Raw genomic sequence first — 13335 nt, 5'->3', positions numbered from 1 at the left:
TGAGCGAAAACTAAGCCGCCTTCTTCTTCGGCTGGATCAGGCCGCGCTCGACTAGAAGCTCGGCGATCTGCACCGCGTTGAGGGCCGCGCCCTTGCGCAGATTGTCGGAGACGATCCACATCGACAGGCCGTTGTCGATGGTCGAATCCTCGCGGATGCGCGAGATGAAGGTGGCGTCCTCGCCGGCCGATTCCAGCGGCGTGATGTAGCCGCCGTCCTCGCGCTTGTCCAAGACCTGGCAGCCCGGCGCCTCGCGCAGGATATCGCGCGCCTCGTCGGCGGTGATCGGCTTCTCGAACTCGATGTTGACCGCTTCCGAATGGCCGATGAACACCGGCACGCGCACGCAGGTCGCCGTCAGCTTGATCTTGGGATCGAGCATCTTCTTGGTCTCGGCCACCATCTTCCACTCTTCCTTGGTGGAGCCGTCGTCGAGGAAGACGTCGATATGCGGGATGACGTTGAAGGCGATGCGCTTGGTGAACTTCTTGACCTCGACGCCGTCGGCGACGAAGACCGCGCGCGTCTGCGTGAACAGCTCGTCCATGCCTTCCTTGCCGGCGCCCGACACTGACTGGTAGGTGGCGACGACGACGCGCTTGATGGTGGCGAAGTCATGCAGCGGCTTCAGCGCCACGACGAGCTGCGCCGTCGAGCAGTTCGGGTTGGCGATGATGTTCTTGCGCGTGAACAGCGAGATCGCGTCCGGGTTCACTTCCGGCACGATCAGCGGCACGTCCTGGTCGTAGCGGAAGGCCGACGAATTATCGATGACGACGCAGCCCTGCTTGCCGATCTTCGGCGACCATTCCTTGGAGACGTTGCCGCCGGCCGACATGATGCAGATGTCGGTGTCGGAAAAATCATATTGGTCGAGCGCCCTGACCTTCAGCGTGCGGTCGCCGAACGACACTTCCGTGCCCTGGCTGCGCCTCGAGGCGAGCGCCACGACTTCGCTCACCGGAAAGCCGCGCTCTTCCAGTATGTTGAGCATTTCCCGGCCCACATTGCCCGTGGCGCCGACGACTGCAACCTTGAAACTCATAGATATCTCCTGTCCCTCTCCGCTTGGTTTTTTGGAGAAACCCGCCGGCCGATGCGGGTTCCGTCCCCCGGGCCGGACCCGGGAGAGGGTGGTTAGGCCAAGGGAATCACACCGTTTTGGTGGTGGTTTTTTTGGCCGTGGTTTTGCTGGAACGAGGGGACGCGCCGACACGCCCGGCCAGATGATTGTGGCCAGGGAGGTCGAATGCAGTAAAAGCCATCAAGAGGCCGCGCATCGAAAATGATCCCGTTCGAAGCGGGCTTTTACGCGGTTTGCGTCAAGAGTCAATTGCTGAGCGACGCGGCTTTCCCTGTACAAGAGAGGCAGCAGGAAGTACGAACGGCCAAGATTGTTTGGCTGGCGCGGCGCCGGCCCCGGCACGCGCTCCATAACGAGCGCAGACCCTGAATTCCGAAAGAGCGAGATGTCCAACTTCGAAGCTATTGTTCCAGCGCTTGCCAGGGCGCTGGAAAAACGCGGCTATTCCGAGCTGACCCCGGTGCAAAAGGCGGTTCTGGCCCCCGAACTCGGTGAGGCCGACGCGCTGGTGTCCGCCCAGACCGGCTCCGGCAAGACCGTCGCCTTCGGCCTTGCTTTGGCGCCGACCCTTCTGGGCGACGCGGAGCGCTTTGGCCACGCCGCGGCGCCGCTGGCTCTGGCCGTGGCGCCGACGCGCGAGCTGGCGCTGCAGGTGACGCGCGAACTGGAATGGCTCTATGAGCTGACCGGCGCCACGGTGGCGTCCTGCGTCGGCGGCATGGACATGCGCTCCGAGCGGCGTGTGCTGGAGCGCGGCGCCCATATCGTCGTCGGCACGCCCGGCCGCTTGCGCGACCACATCACGCGGCATTCTCTCGACATGTCGGCGCTCAAGGCCGTGGTGCTCGACGAGGCCGACGAGATGCTCGATCTCGGCTTTCGCGAAGACCTCGAATTCATCCTCGACGCCGCACCGGCCGAACGTCGCACGCTGATGTTCTCGGCCACCGTGCCGCGCTCCATCGCCACGCTGGCCCAGGGCTATCAGCGCAATGCCGTGCGCATCTCGGCCGCCGGTGAGGAAAAGCAGCATCTCGACATCGAATACCGGGCGCTGAGCGTTGCCCAGGCCGACCGCGAAAACGCCATCATCAACGTGCTGCGCTACTACGAGGCCAAGAACGCGCTGGTGTTCTGCAACACCCGCGCCGCCGTCAATCATCTCACCGCGCGCTTCAACAACCGCAACTTTTCCGTCGTCGCGCTGTCGGGCGAGCTCAGCCAGAACGAGCGCAGCCATGCGCTGCAGGCGATGCGCGATGGCCGCGCCAAGGTCTGCATCGCCACCGATGTGGCGGCGCGCGGCATCGACCTGCCCAACCTTGAACTGGTGATCCACGCCGACCTGCCGACCAACCCGGAAACGCTGCTGCACCGCAGCGGTCGAACCGGCCGCGCCGGGCGCAAGGGCGTCAGCGCGCTGATCGTTCCCAACAGCGCCCGCAAGCGCACCGAGCGGCTTTTGCAGAATGCCGGGCTCAAGGCGACCTGGGCAAACCCGCCCTCGGCCGACGATGTCATTCGTCGCGACGACGAGCGCATTCTTGCCGACCCGGCTTTCGAGGAGCCGGTGAAGGATGACGAGCGCGGTTTCATCGACGCGCTTCTCGCCAGGCATGGCGCCGAACAGGTGGCGGCCGCCTTCGTGCGCCAGTGCCGCGCCAGCCGCTCGGCGCCAGAGGACCTCATGGAAATCGCGCCGTTCACGCCATCGCGTGAAAGACCGGCGGGCGATAACTTCGCGCGCCGGGACGAGGCGCCCAGCCGCCGCGATGATTTCGGCGCCAGCGTCTGGTTCTCGCTGTCGATCGGGCGCCGGCAGAATGCCGAGCCGCGCTGGCTGATCCCGATGCTGTGCCGCACCGGCAGCATCACCAAGCGCGAGATCGGCGCCATCAAGATGCAGCCCGAAGAGACCTACGTGCAGATATCGGCCGATTGGGCCGACCGCTTCCTCGTGGCTATCGGTCCCGACCGCAAATTGCAGGGCAACATCGCGGTCAAGCGGCTCGACGGCACGCCCGATTTGTCGCGGGCCGGCTACCAGCCGCCAAGCCCGGACAAGAAACCGCATCGCGGCAAGGCGCCGTTCGACCCGAACGCGCCGAAGCGCAAATTCGACAAGCACCCGGCATCGGCCGATCAACGCCCCGCCGGCGCATTCGAAGCCAAGCCGTGGGCGAAGAAGCCGGGCAAGCCGAAATTCGAAAACACCGGCGCGCCGAAGCACAAGAAAGCGAAGAAGCGGCCGGCCTAACGGAGCCGCGTGGTTTGCAGCGGCGCGGCGGCTGCGACATTGCCAGCCACGCTTGCCTGCAGTCCCGCCTTGATGGCGGCCCAGCTTGCCGATGCCGGCGTCGGCCGATGCTGTTGGGCGATGCGCTCCGCCAGCGAGGAACGCCAGGCATTGTCCTCCGCCATCCTGCGGATGGCAGCGTACCAGCCGGTCTGGTCGTTGGACTCGATCGCCGGCATCAGGCCACCGGTCGCCTCGATCAGCGACGGCGTCGTCGAAACGATGACCGGAATGCCGAAATCGAGGCATTCCGAGGCGCCGTAGCCCCAGCCTTCGATATGCGAGGGAAAGACGCCGAAGGACGCGCTGCGATAGTAGCGGATCAGCTCCTCGTCGCTGACCAGCCCGGTGAAGGTGACCGACTGCAACAGACCGGGGTGAGCCTTGAGATAGGCGCGCAGCGGCTCGATCATCCAGCCCCAGCGCCCGGCGCAGACAAGTCTCGGCAGCTTGACCCCTTCCTCGAGCGCCTGTTGCCAGATGCGGGCCAGCAGGATGTGGTTCTTGCGCACTTCGATGGTCGAGCAATAGAGCACGAACGGTTCGCCGGCCTCGATGCGAGAGGTCGCGCCGATGCGCGATGCCGTCTCGTGCAGGATGGAAGGCATCGGAAACCGATATACCACGGGCGGTTCGAGGCCGGCCTTGCGCATATGATCGGTGAGGGTGGCGCCGACCTCGTCGGAAGCGCAGAACGCTGGCGCGCCGGAGCGCACGAGCTGCTCGAGATAAGACCCGAAACGACGCTCGCCGGTGCCCGCGCCAAGCAAATCGGGGCGTAGTGCCGGGATGATATCGTGGCAGAGGAAGGCAAGCTTGCCGGCAGCGCCCGAGACAGCGGACCGGTCTTCCTGGGTCAGGATGTGATGGCTGATCAGCACAAGGCTGCGTTCGGCCTCGGCGGTCCGGTGCGGAGCATCCTGGCTCGGGCCCAGACGGATCCGCGCCCGCCGATACAGGCGATAGGCGCGGATCAGCAGCCTCGTCGCGCGATAGGCAACCCCCTTCCGGCCGTTGGTCACCGTCTTGGCGAGGTGACGGTCTGCCTCGCGCTTGTCCCATGGCTGTTGCCTCACCGCCGCGAAAGCCTGCGACAACGCCATGCTTCTTCCCGGCCATCGTTTGACACGGCGGGGTGAGATCTCGCCGGTCGCGACATGTTCCTGTTCGTAGGGAGCAAGCGGTCGAAACCGGCCTTCCCCGGACCGGAACGCGACCACGTCCACGCAAGGGTCGGGATCCGCCAACGCCGCGTTGATCAGAAAGCTCTCCACCCGCGGGATGCCAGCCAGACCCTTGCCGGGCGGCCACAACATCAGGCCGGTGGCATCGATGGCCAGTGTCGGGGGCGGCGTTATGACCTCCCCGTCCTCGGTCACGACGCTGGCATCAGAACGCTCGGCTGTCATTGTCTGTTTTTGCGAGGGCGGTTTCACGTCCTGTCTTATGCTTCATTTGCCGCGGGGACGGTAGCCATGTCGCGCGGCCTTGCCGACGGGCTCGGCCCTGTGCCACACCTTGGCCGGGGGACGTGGCGACAAGGGGGTGGGTGATGCGCGGCGAAGTGCTCCATTATGACGAGGACCAGGGCTTCGGCTTCATCACCGGGGCGGACGGCAACCGTTACACGTTCAGGCGCGAGGACCTGCGCCGCGAAACCGCCATGGCACGAGGCACGAGGGTCGAATTCCAGCCGGCCGGCGGCCAGGCGCGTGACGTTTTTTCGATCACCGCCCAAGACCTGGCCAGCGATGCCAGTGCGAACGCGGCACCGGCTCAAGCTGGCAATACGCCGGCAGCGCGCGCATCCCAGGCGCAGCATTTCGGCCGGTCCTCCGAGCCAGCCGAGCCCACCGACCTGTGGGGTTATTTCTGGCGCGGCCTGACAGGCAACTACTTCAATTTCGCCGGCCGCGCCCGCCGCAAGGAATATTGGGGCTATTGCCTGTTCTGGACGATCGCTTTGCTGGCGATCCTTGGCATCGGCATTTTTGCCGATGTCGAGATGGGCAATCTCGACAGCGCCGAGATGCCGGCGGTGACGGTCGGGCTTTTCGGCGTTTTCCTGCTGGGCACGTTCCTGCCCGGCCTCGGCATGATCGTGCGCCGCCTGCACGATATCGGCCTGCCGGGCTGGCTCTGCCTGGTGATGCTCATCCCCTCCATCGGCGGCCTGATCATCCTAGTCTTCGCCCTGATCCCGACGCAGGCCAGGGAAAACCAATGGGGACCGGTGCCGGCAGGGATCAGGGTTTAGTCGCGACCGCCAGCGACTCGCCCGACAATCTGAGGACAATCTTCTGGCCATGGCGCTCGGCGCCGAGCCGCGCGTAGAAACGCAGCGCGCCCTCGTTCCAGTCCTCGGTGGTCAGGTCGATGCGGCCGATGCCGTGGCGCCGGCAATGGTCGGCGAGAAAGCCGATCAGCGCGCGGCCAATGCCGGCGTTGCGAGCCTTGCCGCGCACGAACAGGTCCTTGAGGAACAAGAGCCGCTCGAGATCGATGCCGGGATGCGCGATCGCCACCGATGCCAGGCCGCTGACCTCTCCCTCGACGAAGGCGAGCGCGAAATGCGGATAGGCCGGACTTTCCTCGGCCAGCCATTTCCGCGCAGCGGCAAGGGCCCGGTCGGCGGCAAGAGGCGGCTGCCGGTAATGCACCGCCATCTCGCACAGCATGGCCGCGAGTGCGGCCGCATCCTCGGTCGTCGCCCAGCGGACGTCGACCGCCATCGGCTCAGCCCAGGAATTTGGCGATGATCGCGTCGCCCATCCGCACCGTGCCGACCTCGGTCATGCCTTCGGACATGATGTCCTTGGTGCGCAGGCCATCGTCGAGCACCGCGGCGATGGCGCCCTCGAGACGGTCGGCTTCCGCCACCATGCCGAAGGAATAACGCAGGCACATGGCGAAGGAGGCGATCATGGCGATCGGGTTGGCGATGCCCTTGCCGGCAATGTCCGGCGCCGAACCGTGCACCGGCTCGTAGAGCGCCTTGCGCTTCTTGGTCTTGGCATCCGGGGCGCCGAGCGAGGCCGACGGCAGCATGCCGATCGAGCCGGTCAGCATGGCGGCGATGTCGGACAGCATGTCGCCGAACAGATTGTCGGTGACGATGACGTCGAACTGCTTGGGCCAGCGCACCAGCTGCATGCCGCCGGCATCGGCCAGCATGTGGTCGAGCTTGACGTCTGAATAGCGCGCCTTGTGGGTCTGGGTGACGACCTCGTTCCACAGCACGCCCGACTTCATCACATTGCGCTTTTCCATCGAGGTGACGTGGTTCTTGCGGGTACGCGCCAGTTCGAAGGCGACGCCCGAAATGCGCTCGATCTCGAACGTGTCGTAGACCTGGGTGTCGATGCCGCGCTTCTGGCCGTTGCCGAGATCGATGATCTGCTTGGGCTCGCCGAAATAGACGCCGCCGGTCAACTCGCGCACGATGAGGATGTCGAGGCCTTCGACCACTTCCTGCTTGAGCGAGGAGGACGCCGCCAGCGCCGGATAGCAGATGGCCGGGCGCAGATTGGCGAACAGCTCCATGTCCTTGCGCAGCCGCAGCAGGCCGGCTTCGGGGCGCACTTCGTAAGGCACCGCATCCCATTTCGGCCCGCCGACGGCGCCGAACAGCACCGCGTCGGCCGCCATTGCCTTTGCCATGTCGGCATCCGAAATCGCCGCGCCATGCGCGTCGTAGGCGCAGCCGCCGACCAGACCGTCCTCGGTGACGAAGCCGCTGCCGAGCTTTTCGTTCATGGCAGCGATCAGCTTCTTGACCTCGGCCATGGCCTCCGGGCCGATGCCGTCGCCGGGGAGCAGGAAAAGATGCTTCGTTGCCATGGAGAAACCGTCCCAGAAAGAATTCGAACCGGCGCCTTGCTAAACGCCAAGCGCCCGGCGCGCAAGGGGACGAGAGCCGCGATCCTTCACATGTTGTCCCGCCAGCATCTCGTAAGAGGGCATAGCTCTTCACCGATGCGAGAGAATGTTGACCAGCCTGCCATAGGGATCGCGCACATAGAACCGCCGCACGCCCCAGGGTTCTTCGGCCGGCCCGTATTCGATGGCGAAGCCAGCCGTCTTCATGGCTTCAAGCGCGGCCTCGACATCGTCGACCTCGATCGACAGATCCGGCACCGGCGTGCCCGAGCCGCCCTGTTCGGCGAAGCTGATCTGGATATCCATGGTCCCGGCCGAGCCGTAGGTGGCGATCCAGCCATGATCCATGAGCAGGTCGAGGCCGAGCACGTCGTGGTAGAAACGCTTTGCCGCCGCGATGTCCTGCGTGGCGATGTTGGCAATGATGCGCTTGACCTTCATCCGATCAAGCTGTCCGCCGCAGCGCCGTCACCTCGATTTCGATCTTCATTTCCGGCTTGTTGAGCTGGCAGACGATCATCGTCGCCGCCGGCCTGATGTCGCCGAACGTCTCGCCCAGGATCGGAAAGACGATGTCCACGAAGGCCTGGTCGGTGATGTAGTAATGCGCGCGCACCACATCGGCCATCGCGAAGCCGCCATCCTGCAACGCCTTGCCGATCGTCGCCAGGCAATTGCGCGTCTGCGCCTCGACCGTCTCCGGCATCGTCATCGTCGCATAGTCGTAGCCGGTCGTGCCGGACACGAAGCACCAGTCGCCCTGCACCACCGCACGCGAATAGCCGGCGGTCTTTTCGAACGGCGAGCCGGTGGAGATGAGCTTGCGCATGGGGTCCTCGCAGAATTGTTCAGGACGTTTTGAAAGGAAAGGCACCGTCGCACCATAGGCCAGACAGGACTGGCTATTGTCCCGACGATGGAGGGATGGGGGTCGAGGGTATGTTGAGATTCAGGTCAGGCCGAGTCGAAAACGGCGGATTCCGAGACCCAGAGCGGAGCGTACTTAAAATACGTGAGCACCGGAAGCGCAGGAAGCCGCCGTTTGCAGGCCGGCATCACCCTAGTTCGCGGACCCCAGCGCCTTGTCCAGCGCCTCCTTCACATCGGCCGGCCATGTCGTCACCGCCGGCCAGGCGTTCGGCTCGCCATTGTCGCCGCGGCGGGCGAAGTAGAGCTTGTGCTGGGCCGGGTCGACCGCCATGAAGCCGTCATTGCCGCCGCAATCATGCGGCACGCAACCGCTGGCATAGAAGGCGCCCGACGCGGTCTTTTCCGTGCCGCCGCCGACAAGCAGGCTGGTCGCCATGTCTGGCATGTCCTTGCCGAGCAGCTTTTCGGCCTCCTTGTAGACAGCCTCGTTGTGGAAGGCGTCGATGATGTTGTCGTATTTCGACGGGTCGACATCCTTCCAGTCGGTGCCGGGTTCCGGCATGTAGGTCAGATTGCCCGAAGTGGTCAGCCCGCCGGTGGGCGACCATTGCAAAGCCGGCTTTGCATCGCCCGGCAACAGATAGGGCACGAAATAGATGGCGTTGTCGGACACCGCCGATGGCGGCGCGCCGCACTCGTCCTGTTCGACCGTCGTGCTCTGGATGGTGCCGCCTTCCGGCTTCCAGACGATCACCGTTGCCGGCCCGCATTGATTGCCGCCATCGCCGACATCGAACAGCGCCACCTTGACGCCGCCGACCTCGACGATCCTGTCGAAGAAGACGTCATAGTTGCTGGCCAGTTCCTTGCCGTCATAGGCAAGCACCTTCTCACCGTCCTGCTCCGGCTGGGTGATGGTCAGCTGGCCACCCTCGAACGGCACGGGTGCCTGCTTGTCGTCGTCGGAAGCGTCAGCGGCGTCCGTGCCCTGATCGGCGGCAGGCTTTTCAGCCGCTGGCGCCGGCTGCGCAGCAGGCGTCTGCGTCTGGGCAAACGCGGCGGGGACCAGCAACAAGGCCACCGCGCAAACGCCGGCAAAAAGAGAACGTGTCATGACTGTCCCTCCCTTCAGTCGCCACGAACCCGGCCTGAAAGGGCCGGGCCTATCCGTCGGACAGGGTGCCGCTCAGGCCCAGGGGCGCAGTTCGGCGTTGCGCTTCTCGAACGAGGCGATGGCGCCGGCCTTCTCCATGGTCAGGCCGATGTCGTCGAGCCCGTTGAGCATGCAGTGCCGCTTGAAATCGTCGAGGTCGAACTTGACCACGCCGCCATCCGGCCCGCGGATTTCCTTGGCTTCGAGGTCGATCGACAGAGTGGCGTTGGAGCCGCGCGAAGCATCGTCCATCAGCTTCTCGAGGTCCTCGGGGCTGACGGTGATCGGCAGCACGCCGTTCTTGAAGCAGTTGTTGTAGAAAATGTCGGCGAACGAGGTCGAGATGACGCAACGGATGCCGAAGTCGAGCAGCGCCCACGGCGCATGCTCGCGGCTCGAGCCGCAGCCGAAATTGTCGCCGGTGACCAGGATCTGCGCCTTGCGGTAGGCCGGCTTGTTGAGCACGAAATCCGGATTTTCCGAACCGTCTTCATTGTAGCGCATTTCGGCGAACAGCCCGGTGCCAAGCCCGGTGCGCTTGATCGTCTTCAGATAATCCTTCGGGATGATCATGTCGGTGTCGACATTGACGATCGGCATCGGAGCGGCGACGCCGGTGAGCTTGGTGAATTTTTCCATGGCTTTTGCCCGTGTCTTCGTTGCGGGGGGATTTGCTGAGGCCCGGTTTACACAAAGCCGCGGGCAAATAAAAGCCAACTGTTTGTGCGTGATGGCACAAGGGTGTCAGGCAAACGACTTCGAATTGCCCTCCCGATGGTGCAGTCTGCGGTCATGGTGGAAAACTCCCAAATCCTCTACGCAAGCGAACCAGAGCTCGACGTCGCCGAATTCCGCCGCGTGCTGGTGGAATCCGGTCTCGGCGAGACGCGCCCCGTCGATGATGAAGCGCGACTGAGGGCGATGCTGTCGGGCGCCAATCTGGTGCTGACGGCGCGTCTCGATGTGGAGGGGAGGCCGCTGATCGGCGTTGTCAGGGCCGTCACCGACTTTTCCTGGGTCTGCTACATTTCCGAGCTCGCCGTCTCCCAATCGGCGCAAGGGCTTGGCATCGGCAAGGGCCTGATGGACGAGGCGCGGCGCCAGCTTGGGCCGTCCGTTGCCATCAGCCTGATCTCCATGCCCGACGCCGTCGGCTTTTACGAGCGCATCGGCATGAAGCGCATGGCCGAGGCCTTCTGGTTCTCCCGCAAGCGCTGACGCTTTCCACCATGATCGCCTGCCTGACAGGACAGGCAACTTTTCGTGATCCGCAAGCAGCCTTGACATGCAATCAAATGGTTGCATATTAGAGTCATGAGCATGGATGCCGTCTTTCGCGCACTGGCCGACCCGACACGCCGGCAATTGCTGGACAGCCTCCATGCCAGGAACGGGCAGACGTTGAACGCGCTGTGCGCGGAGATGGACATGACGCGCCAGGCGGTGACCAAGCACCTGGCGATCCTGGAGGAGGCGAACCTCGTCACCACCATCCGCAAGGGGCGCGAGAAGGAGCACTACCTCAACCCCGTTCCCATCAACGAGATCGCCGACCGCTGGATCGGCAAGTTCGAACGGGGACGGCTGACCGCCCTCAGCGACTTGAAGAAACGCCTCGAAAGGGAAGACTGATGAGCAACAGCTTCGTTTACGTGACCTACATCCGCACCACGCCCGAAAAGCTCTGGGAGGCGCTGACCGACCCGGAGTTCAACCGGCAGTTCTTCCTCTGCTCCTATCAGGAGAGCGATTGGAAGGTGGGCTCCAGCTGGAAGCTGATGTTCCCCGACGGGCGCCTTGCCGACAGCGGCGAAATTCTCGAGATCGACCCGCCGCGACGCCTGGTGATCAAATGGCGCAATGAATGGATGCCAGAGGTGAAGGCCGACGGCTACACGCGCTGCACCTTCACCATCGAGCAGGACGGCGAGTTGATGAAGCTTGCCGTCACCCACGAGGCGGACGGGCCGCACAGCCTGATCGGCAACGTCGCCAAGGGCTGGCCGCTGGTGCTGGCCAGCCTGAAGAGCCTGCTTGAGACCGGCAAGGGTTTTGAGCGCCCGCCATCAAAAGGCTGAAAGCCTCGTTTCGATGCCGAAACAACTTTGATGTGGAGACATCCATGATGCCCATTCCCACCGTGCGGAGCATGACCAATGACGAGACAATCATGGCATCTGCCGAGATCGAAGCGCCCCCGGAGCGCATCTTCAGGGCGCTGGTCAGCAAGGAAGTCGAGCAATGGTGGGGTTCAGCCGACACCTACCGGATGACAGATTGGTCGGCTGACCTTCATGTCGGCGGCCATTGGAACGTCACTGTGCGTGGGGCTGACGGCAAGCACCTGCCGGCCAGCGGTGAATTCCTCGAGATCGAGGCGCCGCGCCGGATCGTGCAGACGCGCGCCTATCAGTGGGATCATCCCACGCTTGGCCGGCGGCAAACGACGGTCGCCTGGCTGCTGCAGCCGGTCGCCACCGGCACCCGCGTCACCATCTGCCATGGCGGCTTTGCCGGGCTGAGGGAAGCGGCGGCCGAACATGCCGAAGGCTGGGGACGGGTGCTGGCCTGGCTGCAGGCTTATGCGAGTTCGGACTGCCGGGCTGCAGCCTGACGAAGCTTCTTGTTGTCCAACGGGAGAAGGAGGATACCATGAAGGAAATCATGCACGAGATCAGTATCAAGAGCCCTCCGAGCACGATCTACCAGGCGTTGACGCAAGCGGACAAGCTTGCGCAATGGTGGATTCCCGACACGCGGGGCGAGTCCAAACCCGGCAACATACTGGAGTTTCGCTTTGGAGAGGGCTGTCAGCTCATGCGGGTGTCCGCCCTCGAACCGGACCGGCTGGTGTGCTGGCAGCCGACGGAAGAGGACGATTCGGACTGGGCCGGAACGCAGGTCCAGTTCACCGTTGTTCCCGTCGACGGTCAGTGTACTGTCCAGTTCCGGCATTCGGGATTTCGCGGCAATGCCGAGCGCTATCCCTACTACTCGATGAGCTGGGCGGTCTTCCTGCTCAGCCTCAAGCAACTCGTCGAGGACGGCGAGGGATTCCCGTTTCCAAACCGCTGGATCCACCAGTAAGGCAAAGTCGATCCGGAACCTTGACCCGTGCACTTGGCTGCACCTCCGCCTTGACCCGCACCGCATCTGGTCCACATCCTCGGCATGGGAAAGCGCGGATGTTTCATAGGCACGGCCGGTTGGGGCATTCCGACGCGATACAAGGAAGACTTCCCACAACCCGGTTGGCATCTTGAACGATATGCCCAGCGCCTTCCGGTCGTCGAAATCGACACGTCCTTCTACAAGCCGCATCGCCGTGAGACCTATGAGCGCTGGGCACGCGCCGTGCCGGAGCACTTCCGCTTTGCCGTCAAGATGCCCAGGACCATCACCCATGAGCAGCGTCTCGTCGGCTGCGAGGCGCTTGCCGGGGCTTTTCTACAGCAGGTTGAGGGGCTCGGCGAAACGCTGAGCGTGCTTTTGGTGCAACTGCCGCCGAGCTTGCCGTTCGAGCCCGACATGGCTCGCGGTTTCTTCGACATGTTGGGAAAGCGAACCCAGACCAGGCTGGCATGCGAACCGCGTCATCCGAGTTGGTTCGACGCGGAGGCGGAGGCGCTTCTGGCCGGTTGCCACGTCGCACGTGTTGCGGCCGATCCGGCTCCGGTTCCCGCCGCGGCGGTGCCGGGCGGCTGGTCCGGCCTTGCCTATTTTCGCTGGCACGGCGCGCCGCGCGTCTACTATTCCGACTACGATGCCGAGCGTCTCGACCGGATCGGTCGGCAGGTGAATGCAGCGGCCGCTACGGGCGCGGAGGTCTGGGGCATTTTCGACAATACGGCGTCAGGCCATGCACTCGGCAACGCCCTCGCTGTCGACGCGATGGTTACCTAACCGCGGTCTTCCCTTCTCCCCCTGTGGGAGAAGGTGTCGCCGAAGGCGACGGATGAGGGTGTTCCAGCTTGGCAAGAACGGCGATCCTTCGCGCACCTCTCATCCGTCTCGGCGCTGCGCGCCGATTCACCTTCTGCCACAGGGGGAGAA

Annotated in this window: 16 protein-coding genes; 8 read left to right on the top strand and 8 right to left on the bottom strand. The window is 64.2% G+C overall.

The annotated features are described in order from the left end of the window. Positions 1-10 precede the first annotated feature (10 nt). Positions 11-1045, bottom strand: coding sequence for an aspartate-semialdehyde dehydrogenase (locus BLS48_RS05390; RefSeq protein ID WP_091575962.1), 1035 nt, complete (start codon positions 1043-1045; stop codon positions 11-13). A gap of 424 nt (positions 1046-1469) precedes the next feature. Between BLS48_RS05390 and BLS48_RS05385 the strand changes: the two genes are divergently transcribed. Continuing rightward, the gene (locus BLS48_RS05385; protein ID WP_091575961.1) at positions 1470-3341 is read left to right on the top strand and encodes a DEAD/DEAH box helicase; all 1872 of its coding nucleotides are present in this window, start codon (positions 1470-1472) and stop codon (positions 3339-3341) included. On the opposite strand, the gene BLS48_RS05380 is transcribed toward BLS48_RS05385, so the two are convergent. Further along, a complete protein-coding gene (locus BLS48_RS05380; RefSeq protein ID WP_091575960.1) occupies positions 3338-4789 on the bottom strand; it encodes a glycosyltransferase in 1452 nt (483 codons plus the stop codon). The two genes, BLS48_RS05385 and BLS48_RS05380, sit on opposite strands and share 4 nt — an antisense overlap. Before the next feature lie 143 nt (positions 4790-4932). On the opposite strand from BLS48_RS05380, the gene BLS48_RS05375 reads away from it, so the two are divergent. Beyond that, positions 4933-5637, top strand: coding sequence for a DUF805 domain-containing protein (locus BLS48_RS05375; RefSeq protein ID WP_091575959.1), 705 nt, complete (start codon positions 4933-4935; stop codon positions 5635-5637). Here the strand turns inward: BLS48_RS05375 and BLS48_RS05370 are convergent. The 6 genes from BLS48_RS05370 to leuD all read right to left on the bottom strand — a co-directional run bounded on the left by BLS48_RS05370 (position 5627) and on the right by leuD (position 9921). Further along, on the bottom strand, positions 5627-6112 hold the full coding sequence (locus BLS48_RS05370; RefSeq protein ID WP_091575958.1) for a GNAT family N-acetyltransferase: 486 nt from the start codon (positions 6110-6112) through the stop codon (positions 5627-5629). The genes BLS48_RS05375 and BLS48_RS05370 overlap by 11 nt on opposite strands. Positions 6113-6116: 4 nt before the next feature. Then, on the bottom strand, positions 6117-7220 hold the full coding sequence (leuB, locus tag BLS48_RS05365; RefSeq protein WP_091575957.1) for a 3-isopropylmalate dehydrogenase: 1104 nt from the start codon (positions 7218-7220) through the stop codon (positions 6117-6119). 129 nt (positions 7221-7349) lie between these two features. Further along, complete coding sequence (locus BLS48_RS05360; protein WP_091575956.1) at positions 7350-7700, bottom strand: VOC family protein; 351 nt, start codon at positions 7698-7700, stop codon at positions 7350-7352. A gap of 4 nt (positions 7701-7704) precedes the next feature. Further along, on the bottom strand, positions 7705-8088 hold the full coding sequence (locus BLS48_RS05355; protein ID WP_091575955.1) for a RidA family protein: 384 nt from the start codon (positions 8086-8088) through the stop codon (positions 7705-7707). A gap of 231 nt (positions 8089-8319) precedes the next feature. After that, positions 8320-9243: a hypothetical protein gene (locus BLS48_RS05350; protein WP_091575954.1), complete on the bottom strand. Its 924-nt coding sequence runs from the start codon at positions 9241-9243 to the stop codon at positions 8320-8322. Between the two features lie 72 nt (positions 9244-9315). Next, the gene (leuD, locus tag BLS48_RS05345) at positions 9316-9921 is read right to left on the bottom strand and encodes a 3-isopropylmalate dehydratase small subunit (RefSeq protein ID WP_091575953.1); all 606 of its coding nucleotides are present in this window, start codon (positions 9919-9921) and stop codon (positions 9316-9318) included. Positions 9922-10074: 153 nt separating this feature from the next. Between leuD and BLS48_RS05340 the strand changes: the two genes are divergently transcribed. The 6 genes from BLS48_RS05340 (at position 10075) to BLS48_RS05315 (ending at position 13185) form a co-directional block, all read left to right on the top strand. After that, positions 10075-10500 (top strand): GNAT family N-acetyltransferase, encoded by a 426-nt coding sequence (locus BLS48_RS05340; protein ID WP_091576223.1) that lies wholly within the window; start codon positions 10075-10077, stop codon positions 10498-10500. A gap of 102 nt (positions 10501-10602) precedes the next feature. Beyond that, positions 10603-10914, top strand: a complete 312-nt coding sequence (locus tag BLS48_RS05335; protein WP_208604591.1) for an ArsR/SmtB family transcription factor — start codon at positions 10603-10605, stop codon at positions 10912-10914. Continuing rightward, on the top strand, positions 10914-11360 hold the full coding sequence (locus tag BLS48_RS05330) for an SRPBCC family protein (protein WP_091575951.1): 447 nt from the start codon (positions 10914-10916) through the stop codon (positions 11358-11360). Before BLS48_RS05335 ends, BLS48_RS05330 begins: the two co-directional genes overlap by 1 nt. Before the next feature lie 44 nt (positions 11361-11404). Further along, positions 11405-11896 (top strand): SRPBCC family protein, encoded by a 492-nt coding sequence (locus tag BLS48_RS05325; RefSeq protein ID WP_091575950.1) that lies wholly within the window; start codon positions 11405-11407, stop codon positions 11894-11896. Between the two features lie 38 nt (positions 11897-11934). After that, positions 11935-12369 carry an SRPBCC family protein gene (locus tag BLS48_RS05320; protein WP_091575949.1) on the top strand — a complete coding sequence of 145 codons (435 nt, stop codon included), beginning with the start codon at positions 11935-11937 and terminating at the stop codon, positions 12367-12369. Positions 12370-12453: 84 nt separating this feature from the next. Then, positions 12454-13185, top strand: a complete 732-nt coding sequence (locus tag BLS48_RS05315) for a DUF72 domain-containing protein (RefSeq protein ID WP_091575948.1) — start codon at positions 12454-12456, stop codon at positions 13183-13185. The last annotated feature ends 150 nt before the right edge of the window (positions 13186-13335 follow it).

It is taken from the genome of Mesorhizobium qingshengii (genome assembly GCF_900103325.1).
Lineage (GTDB): Bacteria > Pseudomonadota > Alphaproteobacteria > Rhizobiales > Rhizobiaceae > Mesorhizobium > Mesorhizobium qingshengii.
This window is presented reverse-complemented; position numbering and strand designations above follow the sequence as displayed.